The organism is Nitratireductor soli (assembly GCF_001050155.1).
In the GTDB taxonomy this organism is placed as follows: domain Bacteria; phylum Pseudomonadota; class Alphaproteobacteria; order Rhizobiales; family Rhizobiaceae; genus Nitratireductor; species Nitratireductor soli.
The window spans coordinates 38,782-58,547 of sequence record NZ_LFVY01000016.1; the positions used below are offsets into that span (position 1 = coordinate 38,782).

The following is a 19,766-nucleotide window of genomic DNA, read 5'->3' on the forward strand; positions in this document are numbered from 1 at the left end:
CCTGCTTCCGAGGCGGCCAGCCAAGTCTCGCCTTCACAGCAAACCCGCCGGAAGAGGAGTTCGCCGGGCGTTGTCACCTTGTTCTCGAGGGCGAGGAACGCCGATGCTGCCAAGGAAGCCGGCGAACATGCCCGGCCCTGCGAGCGTCTCGAAGCCGGCAACAACCTGGCACCGCCCAGATGCTAGAACCGCATTATACCCGCTTTCCAGTCGGCCAGCATCTGACGCATTTCCTTTAGGAACAGCTGACTGGCGACCTTGCTTGCATTGGCACCGATGGAAATCGACTGGATTTCCAGTGGCAGATCAGGTTCCAGCGGTAAGGTCACCAGCCCGTCGAGACCGTGAAATGCAGCGGTGAATTCGTCGACCACTGCCGAACGTTGCATTGCAAGCGCCAGATGAGGAACCGAGACCAGCGTGTTGCCCGTCACCGTGTTGTCAAAGGGCAGCCCGCGCTCCAGAAGCGCCTCGTTCAGGACACGCCCGATCGGTCCACGCGGCGTCAGCCCCAACATCGGTACAGTGCTCAGATCTTCCAGCCGAACCCGGTCAAGACGTGTCAGCGGGCCATCCTTTGGACTGAGCACCACAAGACGGCCGCGCCCCAGCGGTTCTGTGAAAATATCATCGGCCTGGAACTTGCCGATGACGAGCCCGACATCGACCATACCCGCCCGGATTGCCTGAACCTGTTGCTGGGCGGTGCCCACATCCACCGCCACCCGCAGGCCGGGCATCGCATCCAGCACCTTGCGCAGTGCATTGGGAACGAAATAGGGCGCGAAAAGCCCGACCGACATCACCAGCAACCGCGTGCCAACCCCTTTTCGCAGCGAATCAATGCGCCGCTCCAGCCGGCTGATCCCGTCATAGAGAAACCGGCTTTCGTTGTAGATGGCGTCCGCCTCGACGGTGGGGATCACCCGCCCTTTGTCGAGAACGAAAAGCGTCAGACCGATCGCCGCCTCGAGATCACGCAAATGGCGGCTGACCGTAGGTTGGGAGAGATTCATCTGTCGTGCAGCCGCCGTGATCGACTGCCGCTCGTAAACAGCGCAGAACACCTGCAAACGCTGCAAAGTCAGTGGTTTCACCGGCGTCTCCTCCCACCGTTCATGGCAGTCCATACATATATACTATGGAATAGCGAAATATTTTCTATTTCCTAATGCAAGCGGTTTCGCCAAATTCGCGGGAGCCACCGGGGGGAGACCGACGAGCTATGCAGGCGCCGCTGATTATCGCATTCACCGTTTTCGGCCTCATGGCCGGCGCCGCCATTGCCTATGTGATTGGCGCTTCCGCCATTTTGACCTTCATCGCGACGGATCGGCAGACGTACATGGCGGTGCTGCCCCAGCGGCTTTTCAGCCAGCTCGACGTTTTCGCCTTTCTGGCGATGCCGCTCTTCATCTTCGCTGGCGATCTGATGAACCGCGGCGGACTGGCGACCGCTCTGATCGATTTCTGCATGTCCTTTCTCGGACGCCTGAAAGGCGGGCTGGGCCATGTCAACGTGATGACCTCGGTGTTTTTTGCCGGCGTCTCCGGCTCGGCGGTTTCCGACGCGGCGGCGCTCGGCAATTCGCTGGTGCCCGAGATGCGCCGACGTGGCTATCCGCTCGACTATGCAGCGGCAATCACCGGTGCATCATCGATCATCGGACCGATCATCCCGCCTTCGTCCATTCTGATTTTCTACGGCGCGCTGATGGAGACAAACGTCACCGCGCTTTTCGCCGCGGGCATTCTGCCCGGCTTGCTTCTGGCCGGCGTCTTGATGGCGATCAACGCCTATTATGCCCACCGCGACAATCACCCCGGTGGACGCGGCGAGGAGGTACCCGCGTTCTTTCCCTCGCTTTTGAAAGCCCTGCCGGCCATGACCCTGCCGGTGATCATTCTCGGCGGAACGCTTTTCGGCTTCATGACACCGGCGGAAGCTGCAGCCGTGGCTGTCATTGCAGCGCTGGTGGTCGGTTTCGCCCATGGCAACCTGACCTGGCGCCAGGTGGGAGCCAGCCTGCAGCGCACGGCAGTCATGCTCGGCGGACTCTTCATCATCCTGTGTGCGATCTCGACCTTTTCCTACATCGCCGCCCTCCTGCAATGGCCGCAGGCCATCAAGGCGACGGTCGAGGACTGGAACCTGAGTCAGCTGCACTACCTCATGCTGATCAACCTGATCTTTCTGGTGGCCGGCATGGCGATGGATGTGAAAGCCGCCGTGGCGCTGTTTGCACCGATCTTCGCACCCGTTGCGATCGCCATGGGTGTGGATCCGGTCCACCTGGGCATCGTGATCTGCTTCAACATCACCACGGGCCTTCTGTCGCCACCGCTCGGGGGCGTCCTGCTGATCCTCGCCACCACGGTCCGCATGAATTACTGGCGGCTGATACGCGCGACCCTGCCCTTCTTTCTGGCCGAAGTCGCGCTGCTGCTGGTGCTGACCTACTTCCCGGAGATTTCTCTCGCCATTCCACGCCTGTTGGGGCTCGCCTGACCATACCAAAACAAAACGGAGGAGAAGAATGACGTTTCTACCCAAAGCTTTCGCCATTTCGGCACTGGCATTCATGACCGCCACCGCACATGCGGCCGACATCAAGATCGCCATGAACGGCGCCGACGATACGGCGACCAATCCGGAAGCAGCCTTCGCCCACGGTTTCGCCGAGGCCCTCGAGGGCACCGAGTTCGATGTTTCCATCTTCCCGTCCGATACGCTCGGCTCGGAAAAGGAGCGCTTTGACCAGGTGGCCCAGGGCCTTCTCGAGGTCAACCTCGCCGCCCTTTCCACCGGGTTCGGCATGTCGCCGCTCATGAAGGGCATCCAACTCCCCTTCTTCTTCGAGAGCCGCGAAGAGATCGATGCGGTCCTCACGGAAACGGATATCCTCGAGCAGATGAACGGTCCGCTTCTCGACAATGGCGTACGTTTCGTGGACGTGAACTACATCGGCATGGATATCGGCATCCACAATTCCAAGAAGCCGATCTCGAAGGTCCAGGACATGTCCGACCTGCGCTTCCGCGCGCTCAACAGCGAGCAGATCGCACTTCAGGAAGCACTGGGCGCGACAGGCACCATCGTGTCCTGGTCGGAGGTGGCGAACGCCATCCAGACCGGCGTTGCCGACGGCTATTTCAACCCGCCGAACTCCGCCATCCGCACCGGCCACACCGAGTTTCTGAAACACTTCACACCGGCTGACATCACGCCGTCCTCGCGGATCGTGCTGATTTCGGAAGACTGGTACACCTCGCTGAGCGACGAGGAAAAAGACCAGATCGACGCCGCTCTGGAAGCCGGGAAAAAGGCGAACCGGGATTGGGTCAACAACTGGGCCGGCGAAGTGCGGGCGAAACATGAAGCCGCGGGCGTGACCATCACCGAGCTCGCCGAAGGCGAGCGCGAAAAGATGGCCGAACTGGCTCAGAACACCTGGTCCACCTCGCTGCCGGGCGACCAACTGAGCATCTGGACCGAAGCGCGCAACGCTGTCGCGCAATAAGCAATGGCCGCCCCCATGGAACGCATCGCCAAAACCGTTATCCGCTTCAGCAACGGGCTCGATCGTGTCGCCACGGTGACGGCCGGAGTGGCGCTGGTGATCCTCGTGGGGGCTGTCATGCTGCAGGTCCTGGCGCGCTATGTTTTCAACCAGCCGCCGCCCTATACCGAGGAACTGGCCCGATACGCGATGATCTGGGCCGGTCTCCTCGGCGCCACGATTTCCTTCAAGCGCCGGTTCGACCCGGCGCTCTTCAGCGGCGGCGGTTCACGGTTTCCGCTGCTGCAGCTTGCAGCCGCGTTGATGAGATCGGCAGTGGTTCTGATCTATCTCCTGCCGATCCTGTGGTACGTTTTCTACGGCCCCAACATGAACCCGGCGCGCGGTTTCCTGCTGCGTCACAGCCGAACCATGGCCGACGCACTACCCTTCAGCACCTTCTGGGTCGCCGTGGCCGTGCCGATCATGATCGTCTTCATTCTCGTTCATCTCGTCGCGCGCTGGTGCGGCGATGACGTCGTGCCGCCCCCCGACAGCGACGCCACCTGACCTTCGACGCAACAAAACAGGAGCCTTTCCATGCACGCTGATATCATCATCCGCGGCGCAGACATCATCGACGGTACAGGCGCGCCCCGCCGCAAGGGTGACGTCGCCGTCAGCGACGACCGCATTGTCGCGACCGGTGATTTGACGCACTGGACCGCCGGCCGCGAGATCCCTGCGAAAGGCCGTGTCGTCGCTCCCGGCTTCATCGATCCGCATGTGCACCACGATGCGGCGATGCTCACCCAGCCCGACATGGAATTCATGACGTCCCAGGGCGTCACCTCCGTTATCAACGGCAATTGCGGTTTCTCGATCGCGCCGCTGGTGCCGAAGGGCGAACTTCCCGCGCCGCTGCGCATGATCATCGAGGATGAAGCGCTGAGCTTCGAAACCTATGCGGCCTATCGCGACCGGCTCCTGGCCGCGCCGGCGGCAGTCAACGCAGCCTGCCTGATCGGACACTCCACCCTGCGCGTGAACGAGTTGCCCGACCTGAACAAGCCAGCCAACGCCGCAGAGTTGAAAGAAATGTGCCGCAAGCTCGACAGCGCGCTGGGCGAAGGCGCAATCGGCCTTTCCACCGGCCCCTTTTATCCTCCGTCACGCGCGTCCACGACCGAAGAGCTGATCGAGGTCGCCAAGGTCACGCAGGCCCATGGCAAGCTCTATGTCACCCATATGCGGGACGAGGGCGACCGTGTCGTGCAGGGGCTCGAGGAGACCTTCACCGTGGGGCGCGAAGCCTGCTGCGGCGTCCATGTTTCCCATCACAAATGCGCGGGCCTTGCAAACCACGGCATGTCGGTCACCACGCTGAAAATGATCGACGATGCGATGCAGCGACAGGATGTGGGCCTTGATACCACCCCCTGGATCGCCTCATCGACGATCCTCGATTCCGGCAGGCACAAGCAGGCGACCCGGGTGATCGTCGCCGAAAGCCTCCCCTACCCGCAGATGGCGGGCCGCAACTTGTCCGACATCGCCGAGGAATGGGGCACCGATATCGACAACGCCCTGCAGAGACTCCTGCCCGCAACCGGCATCTTCTTCATCATGAGCGAAGACGACGTTCAGCGCATTCTGTCCTACGAACACACGATCATCTGCTCGGATGGAATCCCCACCGGCAAGCACCCCCACCCCCGTGTCTGGGGAACCTTTCCGCGCGTACTGGGCCATTATGCCCGCGACTTGTCGCTCTTCTCACTGGAAGAGGCCGTGCGCCGCATGACCTCCATGCCCGCCGATCGCTTCGGTCTTGGCGGGCGCGGCCGGATTGCAGTCGGCGGCTTTGCCGATCTCGTGATCTTCGATCCCGACACCATCGCCGAAGGCGCAACCTTCGAAACGCCGGTCCGGCCGGCGGTGGGCATCGACCGCGTCTTCGTCAACGGGCGTGAGGTCTGGGTCGATGGCGAAAAGACGGGCGCACGCCCCGGACGCCCGCTCGAACAAACCGCCCCCTGTCTGGTGGTTTGATTGTGTCCGTTCTCAGACTGTGGATATGCTGGCGGTCGCGTGGGTCGCCTCGACCCACAAGCCGGTGAAGCTACCCAAGCCGGCCTACAATCGCTGGAGCGCCGTGCGTCAAAGGGCGCTCTAACTCTTTGAATCTACACATCGTTCTTTCCGAAAATTGGTTCCGATTTTCGGGCCGATGCTGTAGCCCGACTAAGGAGGGGCGTTCGGATTGGATTTGTGCGTGGCGTGCAGGCCAAGGGGCGGCTGTAAGAATGTCGATGATACAACGAGCCGTGCGAGGTTGTTCCGGGGTTTAATGCCGGAAGTACGGCGCAACGCTCATCTGCCCCTCTGCAGCATTGACCCCGCAAACTAAATCAGCCGACGCCGCACAGGTTTAGAGACCGGGCAAATACCTGTCGATCAGCTCTTCCATATGGGCGTCACGAGCCTTGGCGCTGGCCCCGCCCATCACAATCGCGACGACGCGTCGCCCGCCACGACCAACGGATGTGGCGAGGTTGAATCCGGAGGCGCGGATATAGCCGGTCTTGAGCCCATCGACGCCGTGCACGCGGCCGAGAAGATCGTTGTGTCCGCGTATCGTCTTGCCATCATAGGAGAAGCTGCGATTGGCGAAATAATGGTAGTGATGCGGGAACCGCTGGCGTAGCGCCACCGCCAGTGCCGCCATGTCGCGCGCCGTCGTGACCTGCTCGGGGTCAGGCAGGCCGGATGCGTTGCGAAACGTGGTCGTGTGCATACCGAGCTTGCGTGCCTTCGCCGTCATCATCTCGGCGAACTGTTCTTCCGAACCACCCAGATACTCGGCTACCGCCGTGGCTACGTCATTGGCGGATTTCACGCACAGCGCAAGGATCGCCGTTTGAACGTCTATGCTCTGGCCTGGCTTGAAGCCGAGCTTCGACGGAGGACGCGAAGCAGCGTAGGCGGAAACCGGAATCGGGCTCGACGTGTCGAGGCGGCCCGAATCGAGTGCCTCGAACAGGAGATAGAGCGTCATCATCTTGGTGAGGGAGGCGGGATAACGCGGCGCTGTCGACGCACTTTCGTAGAGGATCTTCCCCGAATCGGTTTCGACCACGATGGCGGCATATTTTTCCGACGCCAAGGGCGTCACGTCTGGTGTCAGAGCTGTAGTGGTCGTGCAACCGGCCAGCGCTAGCAGCACGGCTAACACCGGCCCCAGAACGCGCACAGAATCGATGATGGCCCACAATGAGATGTGCAAAAAGCCGACCCGTTAGCCAGACAACAGTTTAAGTTCCCAAGGGGAATGATGATGTCCGACTCGGCCACGCGCCGCAATCCCGAGACTGGGAATCTCTTTGCGATATCACCGCCGGAACTCTAACCTATCCGGTGGACCTTCCTGATGGCCAGGCCATGGTTGGAACCGTTTGCGCGGTGGCCCTTGTCTACGTCACCATGGTTCTTCCCATAACTGATCACGCAGTTTCGGACTCAGCATGCAGCCGCGCCCGCGCCCTGCATGCAGCACCTAGCCACGCGCCACCAGCGTGGCGCGCAGATGTGGCAGGTTGAGACGGCAGCGCGCGCCAGCTCGTTGAGCAGCGCGGGCTTGTCGTGCCCGGCCATGGTTTCGAGAAGCAAAAGCGCTCGGTCGACCGACTGGATCAGCCGCGCGTCGCCGGCCCGCTCGTCGGGGGCAAGCTCGGTCTCGCCATACCGCTTTCGGACGAGCTGAGGGAGGTTTTTCTCCCCGCATCTTCAGCAGACGACACCGCGCGCTCCTCCATTTGAATTTCGGAAAAGTTAGGCGCGCGCTGGAAGGAACGTCGAATTTATTCGGTATTATGAAAATACCTCCGCCGCGGCGCGCTTGTATAGCGACATACCCGACGCCGACGCCATGGCGAGACCCGTCGTGATGCCCGGCACGACGTCGAAGCCGATCCCTGCCGCACGCAGCGCCTCCATCTCTTCGCCTGCCCGGCCGAAGATCGTCGGATCGCCTGACTTCAGCCGCACGACGCGCCGCCCGGCCTTAGCCAGCGCGATCATCATGTCGTTGATCTCGTGCTGCTTGCAGCCCGGCCCGCCGGCCCGCTTGCCGACCCGTATGCGCCGTGCTTCGCGGCGGGCGAGTTCGAGCACGTCGTCGCAGACGAGATCATCAAAGAGAATGACGTCCGCCGCTTGCAGGACGCGCATCGCCTTCAGCGTCAGAAGTTCGGCATCGCCCGGCCCCGCGCCGACGAAGGCGACGTGGCCCTCCCCATGCGATCCGCCCTCGTCGATCATCCGGTCGAGTTCAATTTCTTCCGTTGGTGCCGGGCCGAAGGCGCGATCGGAAAAGCGCTCCCAGAAAGCGCGCCGTCGAGCGCCCATGGCCAGCCTGTCGTTCACCCTCCCGCGCCAGTCGCGTGCCAGCGCCGTCCATTGCGCCAATGACGGCGGCAGGAGGGCTTCGATGCGGCGGCGGATCGCCTGGCCGAGAACCGGTGCCGCACCCGCCGTCGAAATTCCGATCACGGCCGGCGAGCGGTTAACGATCGCGCCGAACTGAAAATCGCAAAAGGCCGGCTTGTCGATGACATTGCAGGCCGCGCCCGCCATTCGGGCTGCCGCGCGAAATCGTTCGGCCTCCGCTTCGCCCTCGGCGTCGGCGACCGCAAGGACAGCTTCGCGAAGGTCGTCGGTTTCCCAGCGCCGGTCATGGAGCGTCACATTCTGCTCGCGGCCCGCAAGGCGCGCAAATTCGTCGCATCGGACCTCGCGCGGCGCGTAGACATGGAGGTCGGCACCCGCGGCGGCGATCAGTTCCGCTTTCCAGGCAGCGCCCGCTGAACCTCCGGCAACCACGGCGCGCCGACCAGCCAGGTCGTAGAAGACGGGAAGGACGCTGAGCGGCCGGATGCGTGCCGGCGCGGCGTCACTCGGCTGCCTGGGCAGGATATGCATCGACGATCCTCCTGATTTCCGAACGGCAGGAGCCGCAATTGGTGCCGGCGCCGAGCGCCTTGCCGACGGCATCGAGGCTGCGGCAGCCGGATTGCACCGCGGCGGCAAGCTGGTTGGCTCCGACATTGAAACAGGCGCAGACGATCCGCCCGATCGCAGGTTCCGTCTCGGGCGCGCGACCGGAGAGAAGCATGCGCCGTGCGTTCGCCGAGAGCGGGTCCCGCGAGGCGAGCAGCGAGGTCAGCCAGGTCATGTCCGGCAACTGGCCGGCAGGCGCGACCATCAGAGCCTCTGTCAGCGCGCCGGCCCCATCGAGCGCGGCCGCACGGTAGTTGAGCCCATGCCGGTCGCGATATTCGACGAGACCTTCGCCGGTTGCCGAGAGGAGCGCGCGGGCCAGCAGAATGCCCTGGTCTGGCGTTTCGGTGCCGGTCAGCGCATACGACCACCCACCGGCAACCGCCTGCCGGCTCCAGTGGACAAAGCCGGTCGGCCGCAGATCGCAGCGTGTCACCAGGGCCGCCTGCCACGCAACGCGTTCGCGCGCGATGCGCGCCGGCACGTGTTTCAGTTCCGGCTGGCCCGAATAGATGTCGGTGACGGGAGAGGAAAGCGCTCCGGCGCCCGACATCGCGGCGAACTGGCCGCTCCAGTGCATGGGCAGGAAGGCTTCGCCGGGCCGCTGTCCATCGCAAAGCCGAACGCGGGCGCGCGCGAAACCGAATCGCGTCTCGATCCGCGCCAGGTCGCCGTCGCGCAATCCATGCGCCATCGCATCGCGCGGATGGAGGTCGATGACCGGCTCGGGCGTATTGGCGGCGAGCCGCGGCACGCGACCGGTCCGCGTCATCGTGTGCCACTGGTCGCGCATCCGGCCCGTGTTGAGCACAAGCGGCCGGTCGGCCGTTACCGGCAAAGCCGGGCCTTCCTGGCGAACGGGCACGAAGCGGGCGCGCCCGTCCGGTGTCGAGAAACGTCCATCGGCAAACAGCCGCTCGGGATCCTCGCCGCCCTGCGCCGCCGGCCAGAGGCGCGGCGCGAATTCACGGTACTCTCCGTCCGTGATGTTCGCCAGGTGGCCGATGTCGAACTTGCGCAGACCCTCGTTCTCGAAGGCGGAGAGCGCGGCGTGTTCGCGCAGGATCGCGGCGGGCCCGTCAAAAGCGAAGGCCTCGGCAAATCCCATGCGCTGCGCGACGTCGCAGACAATGCGCCAGTCGGCTCGCGCCTCGCCGGGCAAGGGCAGGAACGCGCGCTGACGCGACATGCGGCGCTCCGAATTCGTTACCATGCCTTCCTTCTCGCCCCAGGCCGCGGCCGGAAGCAGGACATCGGCGAAGCGCGTGGTGTCCGTGCGGGTCACATCCGAGGCGACCACAAATTCGCACGCCTTCAGGGCGGCGCGCACACGGTTGGCGTCGGGCATCGAGACCGCGGGATTGGTGCCCATGACCCAGAGCGCCTTGACCTTGCCTTCGCCAGCAGCGCGGAAGAGATCGATCGCCTTCAGCCCCGGCTGCCGGGCGATCCGTGGCGCATTCCAAAAGCGGGCGACCCGGTCGACATCGGCTGTGTCATCGAAACTCATATGCGCGGCAAGCTGGTTTGCCAGCCCGCCAACTTCGCGCCCGCCCATGGCATTGGGCTGGCCCGTGACCGAGAACGGCCCCATGCCGCGCCGGCCGATACGACCGGTCGCAAGATGACAGTTGATGATGGCGTTGACCTTGTCGGTGCCATGTGCCGACTGGTTCACGCCCTGGCTGTAGACGGTGACCGTTCGCGTCGTGGAGGCAAACAGTTCATAGAACAGCCGCACGGCGGATTCGTCCAGCCCGCATCCGGCGGCCACCGCGCGGGCTGAAGGCGCCTCAGCGATTGCGACCGAAACCGCCTCGGCAAAGCCGATGGTCGATGTGTCGACGAAATTCCGGTCGATTGTGCCGGTGCGGTCGAGATGAGCCAGCAATCCGTTGAACAGCAGAACATCGGTGCCGGGACCGACCGCCAGATGCAGGTCGCATTCCTCGGCGGTCGCCGTGCGCCGCGGATCGATCACGACGATCTTCGTGCCTCGCGCCTCGCGAGCCGAGAGCAGGCGCTGATAGAGGATCGGGTGGCACCAGGCGGTGTTGGATCCGACCAGCACCACCAGATCGGCTTGATCGAGATCCTCATAGATGCCGGGAACGATGTCCTCGCCGAAGGCACGGCGGTGCCCGGCGACCGACGAGGCCATGCAAAGCCGCGAATTGGTGTCGATGTTGGCCGAGCCAATGAAGCCTTTCATAAGCTTGTTGGCAACGTAATAGTCTTCCGTCAGCAACTGCCCGGAAACGTAGAACGCGACCGATTCCGGCCCATGTTCTTCGATGGTTTCCGAAAGGCGGCTCGCCACGAGGTCCAGCGCCTCGTCCCACGACGCCTTGCGCCCATCGATCTCCGGCGCAAGCAGCCGCCCTTCGAGACCAGTCGTCTCGCCCAGCGCCGCGCCTTTCGAGCATAGCCTGCCGAAATTCGCCGGATGGTCGGGGTCGCCGCGGACGGCGACATTCTCGTCCGCGGCGACCCTCGCCAGCACGCCGCAACCCACCCCGCAATAGGGGCAGGTCGTCTTCACCTCGGTTGCCGGCAGATCCTGCATCGCTGCTACTCCGCCGCCATCAGGGGGCGCTCGAACCCCAGCAGGATGCGCCCGTCAACCACCTGCACCGGCATGGTCTTGACGGAGCCCTCGTCGGCACCGAGCGCCATGCCGGTTTCCAGCGAAAACACCCAGTTGTGCAGCGGGCACGTCACCGAAGCGCCGTGCACGATGCCCTGGCTCAGTGGCCCGCCGCGATGCGGGCAGTGATCCTCCATGGCGTAGATCTCGTTGTCCGCCGTGCGAAACACGCCGATACGGCCCTGCGGCGTGGTCACGCAGCGTGCGCCGCGCGCAGGAATGTCCTCAATGGAGCCGATTTCATGCCAGTTCATCGCATCACTCCGCGGCCTGCTGGAGGGAAAGAGCCGCCATCGGCTGGAACTCGTGCTTGTCCTTGCCGGACACGCGTTGCGACCACGGATCGACCTGCGCGAATTGCTGGCTGTAGACGAAGCGGTCGTAATAGGCCTTGCGGCGCTCGACATCGTCGAGAACCTGCCGCCTCACCTCGTCGTATCCGATGCGCTTCGCCCATTTGTAGATGCGTTCCAGATAGCGGGCCTGCTCGCGATACATCTGCGTCAGCGCGACGATCGCCTCAAGCGCCTCGTCCTCGGTCTTGACGAGGCCGAGCACCTCGGTGCCCTTGATGTCGAGCCCGGCGGCGCCGGCGAAGTGAATCTCGAAGCCGGAATCCACGCAGATGACACCGACATCCTTGCAGGTGGCCTCGGCGCAGTTTCGCGGACAGCCTGACACCGCCATCTTCACCTTGGCGGGCGTCCACGAACCCCACATGAACTTCTCGATGCGGATGCCGAGACCGGTGGAATCCCGGGTGCCGAAGCGGCACCAGTCCGAACCCACGCAGGTCTTCACCGTGCGCAGCCCCTTGGCGTAGGCATGGCCGGAAACGAAGCCCGCCTGCCCGAGATCGGCCCACACCGCCGGCAGGTCCTCCTTCTTGATGCCCAGCATGTCGATACGCTGGCCGCCAGTCACCTTCACGGTCGGGATGGCAAACTTGTCGACCACGTTGGCGATGGCCCGCAATTCCTTCGAGGACGTGACGCCGCCCCACATGCGGGGCACCACCGAGTAGGTCCCATCCTTCTGGATGTTGGCGTGTACCCGCTCGTTGATGAAGCGCGACTGGTAGTCGTCGGCGTACTCGTCCGGCCAGTCGGCGACGAGGTAGTAGTTGAGCGCAGGTCGGCATTTGGCGCAGCCGCAGGAGGTCTTCCACTCCAGCTCCTGCATCACGGCGGGGATCGTCTTGAGACCCTTCGCCTTGATCAGGCGACGCACCTCGTCATGCCCCAGTTCCGTGCAGGAGCACATCGGCTGGACCGCGGCGGGGTTGTAGCTGTCGCCGAGCGAAAGCTGCATCAGCTTCTCGACCAGCCCGGTGCAGGTGCCACAGGAGGCGGAGGCCTTGGTATGGGCCCGGACGTCGTCCAGCGTCGTCAGGCCTCTGGACGTGATGGTTGAAACGATCTTGCTCTTGCAGACGCCGTTGCAGCCGCAGATTTCCGCATCATCCGCCAGTGCCGCAACGGCCGCCAGAGGGTCCGCCGAGGCGCCCCCCTGAAACGCCTGCCCGAAGATCAGCGTGTCGCGCATCTGCGAGACGTCCGTCTGTTTCTTTTGCAGGTCGGTGAACCATGCCCCGTCAGTCGTCTCGCCGAACAGCACCGTGCCGATGATGCGGTCGTCCTTGAGCACGACGCGCTTGTAGACACCGGCGGCGGCATCGCGCAGCACGATCTCCTCACGGTCGTCGCCGTCGGCGAAATCACCAACGGAGTAGAGATCGATGCCCGTCACTTTCAGCTTGGTCGGCGTATCGGCATGGGCGAAAAGGTCTTCGCCGGTCTCGGCCAGAGCGGCCGCCGCCACGCGCGCCATCTGGTAGAGGGGCGCAACCAGGCCATACACATGCCCCCCCACCTCCGCGCACTCGCCGAGCGCGAAGATGTCCGGGTCGAGCGTGCGCATCCGGTCGTCGGTGACGATGCCCCGGTTGACCGTCAGCCCAGCCTCTTTTGCCAGCGTCACGTTGGGCCGGATGCCCACCGCCATCACCACCAGCGTGGCCGGAATGATCGTGCCGTCATCGAGCTCGACGCCCTCGACCTTGCCATTGCCGACGATCTGCTTCGTGTTTGCCCGGGTAACGACCTTAATGCCCCGCGCCTCTACCGCCCGCTGCAGCAGGTATCCGGCAGCGGGGTCGAGCTGGCGTTCCATCAGCGTCGGCATGACGTGGAGCACCGTCACCTCCATGCCTCGCTCCTTCAGGCCGGCAGCGGCTTCGAGGCCGAGAAGGCCACCGCCGATCACAACCGCCGTCTGGCGCGACTGGGCGGCCAGGAGCATCGCATTGACGTCGTCGAGGTCGCGGTAGGTCAGCACTCCCGGCAGATCGTTGCCGGGCACCGGAATGATGAACGGCACGGACCCGGTGGCGATCATCAGCTTGTCGTAGGGTTCCGTCACGCCGTGGTCTGACGTCACGGTCTTCGCCTCGCGGTCGATGGCGACGATCTTGTGGCCCTTGTAGAGCATGATGTTGTTGGCGACGTACCAGCCGTCGCCATGGATCACGATCTCCTCAAAGCTCTTTTCGCCCGAAAGCACCGGCGACAGCATGATGCGGTCGTAGTTCACGCGCGGTTCGGCGTTGAAGATCGTGATGCCGTAGCGGTCAGGCGCGGCTTCCAGCAGATGCTCGAGCATCCTGCCGGGAGCCATGCCGTTGCCGATGATGACGAGTTTCTCTGTCATGGCCGTCGTCTCCCGTCCGATCATTCCGCAGCCTGAGCGAACGAGGCCGTCGGCGCCGCCACGCGCTTTTCCATCTGCCGGATCGCCAGATGCATCCACACCAGGCACGCGCCCACCAGCACGAAGAGCAGCATGAAGCAGCTGGACCAGATGCCTGTGAGGTCATTGAGGGCGCCGAACGCGATGGGAAGGATGAAACCGCCAAGGCCGCCGATCATGCCGACAAGGCCGCCCACCGCGCCGACATTATCGGGGTAGTAGACGGGGATGTGCTTGTAGACGGCGGCCTTGCCGAGGCTCATGAAGAAGCCCAGCACGAAGGCAACCGCCACGAAGGCCACGGGGCCGATGGCCATGTGAAATGCGATCTGCCCGTTGATGCCCTGTACGAGATAGTCGGTCGCCGGGATCGACAGCACCGCGCAGCACACAGCCGACACGACGAAGGTCCAGTAGAGCACGGTGCGCGCGCCGACGCGGTCGGAGAGCACGCCGCCATAGGCGCGGAAGATCGAGGCAGGAACCGAATAGGCCGCGCCGATCATGCCGGCGGTGGCGATGTCGAAGCCATAGACGCCGATCAGGTAGCGCGGCAGCCACAGCGCCAATGCAACGAAGGCTCCGAATGCAAAGAAGTAATAGAGCGCGAAGCGCCAGACCCGCATGTCGCGCAGTGGTTCGAATTCAGCCAGGAAGCTGCGCGGCTGGCCGGCGCCGGTCAGGCGGCGCTGGCGGATCACCGGGTCGTCCTCGGTGGTGAGCCAGAAGACTGCGGCCATCGCCACCAGCGCCGCAGCCCAGACCAGCGCCACGCTCTGCCAGCCCCATGCCAGCAGCACGAAGGGTGCTGCAAACTTGGTGACGGCCGCGCCGACATTGCCGACGCCGAAAATGCCGAGCGCAGTGCCCTGACGCGCCGCCGGATAGAAGCGCGAGACATAGGCGACGCCGACGGCGAAGGAGCCGCCGGCAAGGCCAACGCCCAGAGCGGCAACCAGCATCTGGGCGTAGGTCGTCGCGAAGGCGAGCAGGAACGTCGCCAGCGCCGATGCGAGCATCGTCACCGTATAGACGACCCTGCCGCCGAGACGGTCGGTCCAGATGCCGAGCAGCACGCGGACGAGCGATCCTGTCAGGATCGGCATGCCGACCAGCAGGCCGAACTGCGTTTCGCTCAGGCCGAGCTCGTCCTTGATGCGAATACCGATGATCGAAAAGATCGTCCATACGGCGAAGCAGACGGTGAAGGCGATGGTGGACATCGCCAGCGCCCGGCTGGCCGAATTGTCGGGTGTGGCGGTTTTGGTAGTTTCCGTCATTTCTGGCTCCATCATCAGCCCTTGGGAGTGGCTGTGCGCTGGCTGAAAACAAAAAAGCCGCCGATCAGCCCTCACGCGTGCCGGAATCCGGAAACGCGAAACAAGCTGATCGGCGGCTTTGCCTGGCGCGCCCGTCGTTGGACGCGAAATCTGAAGACCCTTCGTCGGGCCTGCAAATGACTAAGCAGGTTACGTGCCAGTTTCGGAAATTAGATTAAAACCTTGCAATAACAGAAGTTTACGAATCCATCCCATGCGATGCCGGCTGTCATCGCTGCATTCTTTTTGTTCAAGGCGCCGCGATCGCCAGCCCAAGATTTGTGCACTGCACGATAAATGGCAGGCCTGCGGTTACAGTCGAGGCAACTATGACAGGCGCAAATATCGGGCGACCTGGTCCGGGTCGAAGACCTTGCCGTCGAAGAAGCCGTCCGGCCCCAGAACGAGGCTTGCACCTGCCGATCCGACGGGCGTCGGCGCGGTCAGCGACCCTTCGACCTTGGCGTTCGCGCCCGGCAACGCCACGCCGAGGGGCCCGAGCGCGGCGCGGTAGAGATCCGGACGATAGGTTTCGCGCGCAATGCGCTCGTTGGCATCGCTTGCTTCGATCTGACCCCATCGCGCCATCTGGCTGTAGAACCACAAGGCATGGCTTCGCCACGGGAAGGTGGCAGCCCGCGCGAGCGGCACAAAGAAGTCGTCGACGGCGATCTGCCCGCCATCGGCGCCCAACAATTGCCCGGACAGGGCCGGCATGAGCCATTCAGCTTCACAATCCACATAGCCGGGCCGCGCGAGGGTTGCCGCCAGTTCCGCGTGGTTGGCGGCATCGCCGCACCATTGCGCGGCACGATAGAGAGCGCGCAGCAGCCTGCCGAGCGCTTCCGGATTGGCGTCGGCCCATTCCGCGGACACACCCAGCACCTTTTCCGGGCTCGAACGCCAGATCTTCGACTTTGTCGTGACCAAACGGCCGGTTCCGCGGAACACGGAAGCGCTGTTCCAGGGTTCGCCCGCGCAATAGCCGTCGATCTGCCCGGCCGCCAACGCATCCGGCATCAGCGGCGGCGGCAAGATCATGATGTCAACGTCCCGCTCGGGGTTGATCCCACTCGCCGCCAGCCAGTAGCGCAGTTCGTAATTGTGGCCCGAATGCGGATGCACAACGGCCAGACGCAGTCGCTCCGCCGCCCGCGACGCGATGACCTGCCGGAGCGCGGCGCCGTTGGTGGTCGGGTCGAGATCGGCGGATGCGCCCGCCTCCAGCATCGCCGCCCACACGGGTACCGACACGGTCACCGCATTGCCGCCCAGCCCCAGCGCCATCGGCGCGATGGTGGGCATGGCCAGCGGCGCAAGGCCGAGATTGAAGGCGATCGGCATCGGCGCCAGCATGTGCGCGGCAGCAAAGTGACCGACCGCCAGCCTGTCGCGCACGCTGGCCCAGGAGTTCTCGCGCACCAGCACGAGATCGACCCCTTCAGCCTCCGCAAACCCCTTTTCGCGCGCGGCGACGAGCAGGGCGCTGTCCAGCAGCGGCAGGAACCCGACTGTGATCCGGCAATCGGCGGTCATAGGTCGTCTCCCGGTTCCAGCAACCCGGCCGCAGTGATGAGGCTCTGCGCGATTTCAGCGATCTTCCGGTTCTGGTTCATGGCCGTCTTGCGCAGCAGTGCATACGCTTCGTCTTCCGACATGCCGCGCGACTTCATCAAAATGCCCCTGGCCCGTTCCACGAGCTTGCGGTTCTCCAGCTCCGTGCGCGCGTCCTCAAGTTCGCGCGCCATGCGCGAGAAAGCGTTGAAGCGGCTGATCGCCATCTCAACGATCGGCTTGACGCGATCCTTGCGCAGCCCGTCGACGATATAGGCCGACACGCCGGCATCTACGGCGGCTTCGATCGAGGCGCTGTCGGATCGATCGACGAACATGGCGATCGGCCGTTTCACCGCGCGTGTGAGCTGGAACATGCTTTCCAGCATGTCGCGGTTGGGATTTTCCAGATCGATGACAATAACGTCGGGCTCGATGTCGGCGATGCGTCGGGCGATGCCGGCGATGTCGTGGATGATCGCCACCTCGCCATGGCCGGCCTCGCGCAGTCCTTCCTCGATCACCGCCGCGCGGATGCGGTTCTCGTCGATAATCAGGATGCGCAAGGCGGGGCGACTCATGTGCTACTTGTTTGCGCGTTCCGCCACGCGCTGCAATGCAAAATTTTCAGTGTGGGAGTTCCCTCGTCGGCTCATCGAGTGCTCAAGATTGTGATGCTTCGGGAACGCCGCCCAATCCATGCTGGTGAATTACAAGCCCTGATCTGAGTGGATCAGGACCTTGTTCCTCGGCTTTCGAATGCCCCGATGCCACCCCGAACTCCTCGGCGAAGAAACAATGCGACAGCACCGATGAAGGCCATAGCTTCGCTTCCAGGTTCCGAAGATCTTCTCGATCCCGGGTCCTTGCTACGGCTTCGGTTCAGCCTTCAGATAAGCGATCACATTGGCGATATCTTCGTCACTCTTCAGGCCGGGAAACACCATCTTGCCCTTCGGAATGACGGCTTTCGGATCGCGCAGATAATCGCTCAAGTTTTCGTCGTTCCAGACAAACCCTCCCTCACCCGCTTCGCGCATATTCGCTGAATAACGGGACTTGAACGATTCCAGGGAGCCCGCAGTGCGGTCCATCACATCGAGCAGGCTCGGGCCGACCTTGTTCTTGTCGGTTTCCGCCTCGTGACAGGCGCGGCATTTGTTGAACACGGTCTTGCCTGCGGCCGGGTCGCCCTCCTGCGCCCATAGCTGCGTTCCGGCAAGCATCAGGACAACAAGACCGGCGGAGACGATGTAGGAATGCCTGTTCATGATGACGGTCCCTCCTTTCGTATCGATATGGTCGCTGCGACCTCCCCTGCCGGGCATGGCCGCCCTCAAGGATTGCTAACGGCGTCGATTGCAAACGGTTCCGCGGCACCTAATCCAAATAAGGAATGATGCCGAAACCGATCAGCAGCAGCACGGCCAGAGCAACGCCAACCAGAAGCAACGTTTTGGGGCCCATATACGACCTCCCGGCGCGCATTTGTCGGTTGACCGACACACGCTCATGATCGGCAGACTACCGAAGAATGGGTCTTTGCGCCAGTTTGGTGCAGCGATGCCGCAAAAGCGACGACAACGAGCACTTTCCGTAGTATTCTCACCCATAAGGCAAAGGGTTGCGGTTTCGCGTAACCGTAGTTTTGAGGCACCGTGAACCGCGACTCACCGGACTTCGTCCAGGAGGAATGGTCATGACGAGCTTTCACGTTATAGCTGGAGCCCAGAAAACTGTTGCGCATCCGCGGCTGCGGAACGTTGATTTCGCAGATGTCCTCGGCGCGCTGCGAAGCGGGGTGGAGGATTTCTGGGACAAGCCGTCCCACTATGTTTTCCTGTGCCTGATCTATCCGATTGTGGGCGTGGTCCTGATTTCCTGGGCTTCCAGCGGCAATGCGCTGCAACTTATCTTTCCGCTGATTGCCGGATTTACCTTGTTGGGGCCGTTTGCAGCAATCGGCCTTTATGAAATCAGCCGGCGCCGTGAACTGGGCATGGACACATCCTGGAAGCACGCCTTCAATATGCGCAAGTCGGCCGCCATTCCCTCGATGGTCGCTATCGGCATCATGTTGCTCGGTATCTTTCTCCTCTGGATATTCACCGCCCAGGGGCTCTACAGATGGCTCTACGGCGACAGCACGCCAGCATCCTTCGTCGGTTTCATCCAGGAAGTGCTGACGACGCAGCGTGGCTGGACATTGCTTTTGATCGGCAATCTGGCTGGTTTGATCTTCGCCCTGATCGTGCTCAGCACCACGTCCATCGCCTTCCCCTTGCTGCTCGACCGGGATGTGGGCGCTTATGCGGCCATCGAGACCTCCGTGCGCGTCATGCAGGCCAATCCGCTGCCGATGCTGCTTTGGGGTTTGATCGTCGCAGCCCTTCTGGTGATAGGCTCCCTGACGCTGTTCGTCGGGCTGGCGGTGGTCATCCCGGTGCTCGGCCACGCCACTTGGCACCTTTATCGCAAAACAGTGGTTTCGCCGACCGAGAAGAATACACCGTCGGGGAAACGCTGAGGCATTGAGGGTGGGCGAAAACCGTTCCGCCCTCTCTTCAACCGCCGCCGGAAAAAGCGATCATGCGGGTGAGCGCGGTGTAGTCGGATTCTATGGCCATGATCGCCACGAAAACGAGCACGGCGATCGGTGGCAGCAGGATCGCGTAGACCAGCGCCAGCCGTTCCCACACCATATGCATGAAAACGGCGACGATCAGTCCTGCCTTCAGCAACATGAAAACAACGATCAACCCCCAGCGCAGATAGCCCTGAAAGCCTACGTAGTCGACCAGGTAGGAACAGGCGCTCAGCACGAACAGCCAGAACCAGACAATCAGATAGATGCGGATCGGGTGCTGCTGCCCCTCGGCATGCGCCGCCGTCGCAGTCTGCGGGAAGCGCTGATGTGTTTGTTCTGCGTGGGAAGCCATG

At 63.2% G+C, this 19,766-nt stretch carries 15 protein-coding genes and 2 pseudogenes; 5 read left to right on the top strand and 12 right to left on the bottom strand.

Going from position 1 to position 19,766, the window contains the following annotated elements; translation table 11 throughout:
* Window positions 1–182: 182 nt before the first annotated feature.
* Complete coding sequence (locus tag AB843_RS19170; protein WP_162230648.1) at window positions 183–1,097, bottom strand: LysR family transcriptional regulator; 915 nt, start codon at window positions 1,095–1,097, stop codon at window positions 183–185.
* A 128-nt stretch (window positions 1,098–1,225) separates the two neighbouring features.
* On the opposite strand from AB843_RS19170, the gene AB843_RS19175 reads away from it, so the two are divergent.
* From AB843_RS19175 to AB843_RS19190, 4 genes are read left to right on the top strand one after another with little or no spacing between them, the layout of a single operon-like run.
* The gene (locus tag AB843_RS19175) at window positions 1,226–2,509 is read left to right on the top strand and encodes a TRAP transporter large permease (RefSeq protein ID WP_048648507.1); all 1,284 of its coding nucleotides are present in this window, start codon (window positions 1,226–1,228) and stop codon (window positions 2,507–2,509) included.
* Window positions 2,510–2,537: 28 nt separating this feature from the next.
* A complete protein-coding gene (locus AB843_RS19180) occupies window positions 2,538–3,521 on the top strand; it encodes a TRAP transporter substrate-binding protein (protein ID WP_048648508.1) in 984 nt (327 codons plus the stop codon).
* 3 nt (window positions 3,522–3,524) lie between these two features.
* A complete protein-coding gene (locus tag AB843_RS19185; RefSeq protein WP_048648509.1) occupies window positions 3,525–4,070 on the top strand; it encodes a TRAP transporter small permease in 546 nt (181 codons plus the stop codon).
* Window positions 4,071–4,100: 30 nt separating this feature from the next.
* On the top strand, window positions 4,101–5,552 hold the full coding sequence (locus tag AB843_RS19190; RefSeq protein WP_048648510.1) for an N-acyl-D-amino-acid deacylase family protein: 1,452 nt from the start codon (window positions 4,101–4,103) through the stop codon (window positions 5,550–5,552).
* Window positions 5,553–5,931: 379 nt separating this feature from the next.
* Here AB843_RS19190 and AB843_RS19195 read toward each other — a convergent pair whose 3' ends face one another.
* The 10 genes and pseudogenes from AB843_RS19195 to AB843_RS19235 all read right to left on the bottom strand — a co-directional run bounded on the left by AB843_RS19195 (window position 5,932) and on the right by AB843_RS19235 (window position 18,052).
* Window positions 5,932–6,780 (bottom strand): D-alanyl-D-alanine carboxypeptidase family protein, encoded by an 849-nt coding sequence (locus tag AB843_RS19195; RefSeq protein ID WP_087587151.1) that lies wholly within the window; start codon window positions 6,778–6,780, stop codon window positions 5,932–5,934.
* Window positions 6,781–7,394: 614 nt separating this feature from the next.
* Window positions 7,395–8,480: pseudogene (gene cysG / locus AB843_RS19200) on the bottom strand (siroheme synthase CysG); the annotation flags it as partial.
* Window positions 8,452–11,124, bottom strand: a complete 2,673-nt coding sequence (locus AB843_RS19205) for a nitrate reductase (protein ID WP_048648512.1) — start codon at window positions 11,122–11,124, stop codon at window positions 8,452–8,454. The pseudogene cysG and the gene AB843_RS19205, both read right to left, overlap by 29 nt.
* Window positions 11,125–11,129: 5 nt before the next feature.
* Complete coding sequence (gene nirD, locus AB843_RS19210; protein ID WP_048648513.1) at window positions 11,130–11,459, bottom strand: nitrite reductase small subunit NirD; 330 nt, start codon at window positions 11,457–11,459, stop codon at window positions 11,130–11,132.
* Window positions 11,460–11,463: 4 nt separating this feature from the next.
* Complete coding sequence (gene nirB, locus AB843_RS19215; protein ID WP_048648581.1) at window positions 11,464–13,914, bottom strand: nitrite reductase large subunit NirB; 2,451 nt, start codon at window positions 13,912–13,914, stop codon at window positions 11,464–11,466.
* Between the two features lie 20 nt (window positions 13,915–13,934).
* On the bottom strand, window positions 13,935–15,233 hold the full coding sequence (locus AB843_RS19220) for an MFS transporter (RefSeq protein ID WP_048648582.1): 1,299 nt from the start codon (window positions 15,231–15,233) through the stop codon (window positions 13,935–13,937).
* A gap of 366 nt (window positions 15,234–15,599) precedes the next feature.
* Complete coding sequence (locus AB843_RS19225) at window positions 15,600–16,808, bottom strand: CmpA/NrtA family ABC transporter substrate-binding protein (RefSeq protein ID WP_048648514.1); 1,209 nt, start codon at window positions 16,806–16,808, stop codon at window positions 15,600–15,602.
* Entirely contained in the window at window positions 16,805–17,407 is a 603-nt protein-coding gene (locus AB843_RS19230) for an ANTAR domain-containing response regulator (RefSeq protein ID WP_048648515.1), read from the bottom strand. The genes AB843_RS19225 and AB843_RS19230 overlap by 4 nt, the downstream gene beginning before the upstream one ends.
* A gap of 51 nt (window positions 17,408–17,458) precedes the next feature.
* Window positions 17,459–17,584: pseudogene (locus tag AB843_RS26195) on the bottom strand (IS3 family transposase); the annotation flags it as partial.
* Between the two features lie 111 nt (window positions 17,585–17,695).
* Window positions 17,696–18,052, bottom strand: a complete 357-nt coding sequence (locus tag AB843_RS19235) for a c-type cytochrome (protein ID WP_048648583.1) — start codon at window positions 18,050–18,052, stop codon at window positions 17,696–17,698.
* Window positions 18,053–18,525: 473 nt separating this feature from the next.
* On the opposite strand from AB843_RS19235, the gene AB843_RS19240 reads away from it, so the two are divergent.
* A complete protein-coding gene (locus AB843_RS19240) occupies window positions 18,526–19,353 on the top strand; it encodes a DUF2189 domain-containing protein (protein WP_048648584.1) in 828 nt (275 codons plus the stop codon).
* Window positions 19,354–19,390: 37 nt separating this feature from the next.
* Here the strand turns inward: AB843_RS19240 and AB843_RS19245 are convergent, their stop codons facing one another.
* Window positions 19,391–19,765 carry a cytochrome C oxidase subunit IV family protein gene (locus tag AB843_RS19245; protein ID WP_048648516.1) on the bottom strand — a complete coding sequence of 125 codons (375 nt, stop codon included), beginning with the start codon at window positions 19,763–19,765 and terminating at the stop codon, window positions 19,391–19,393.
* Window position 19,766 lies beyond the last annotated feature (1 nt).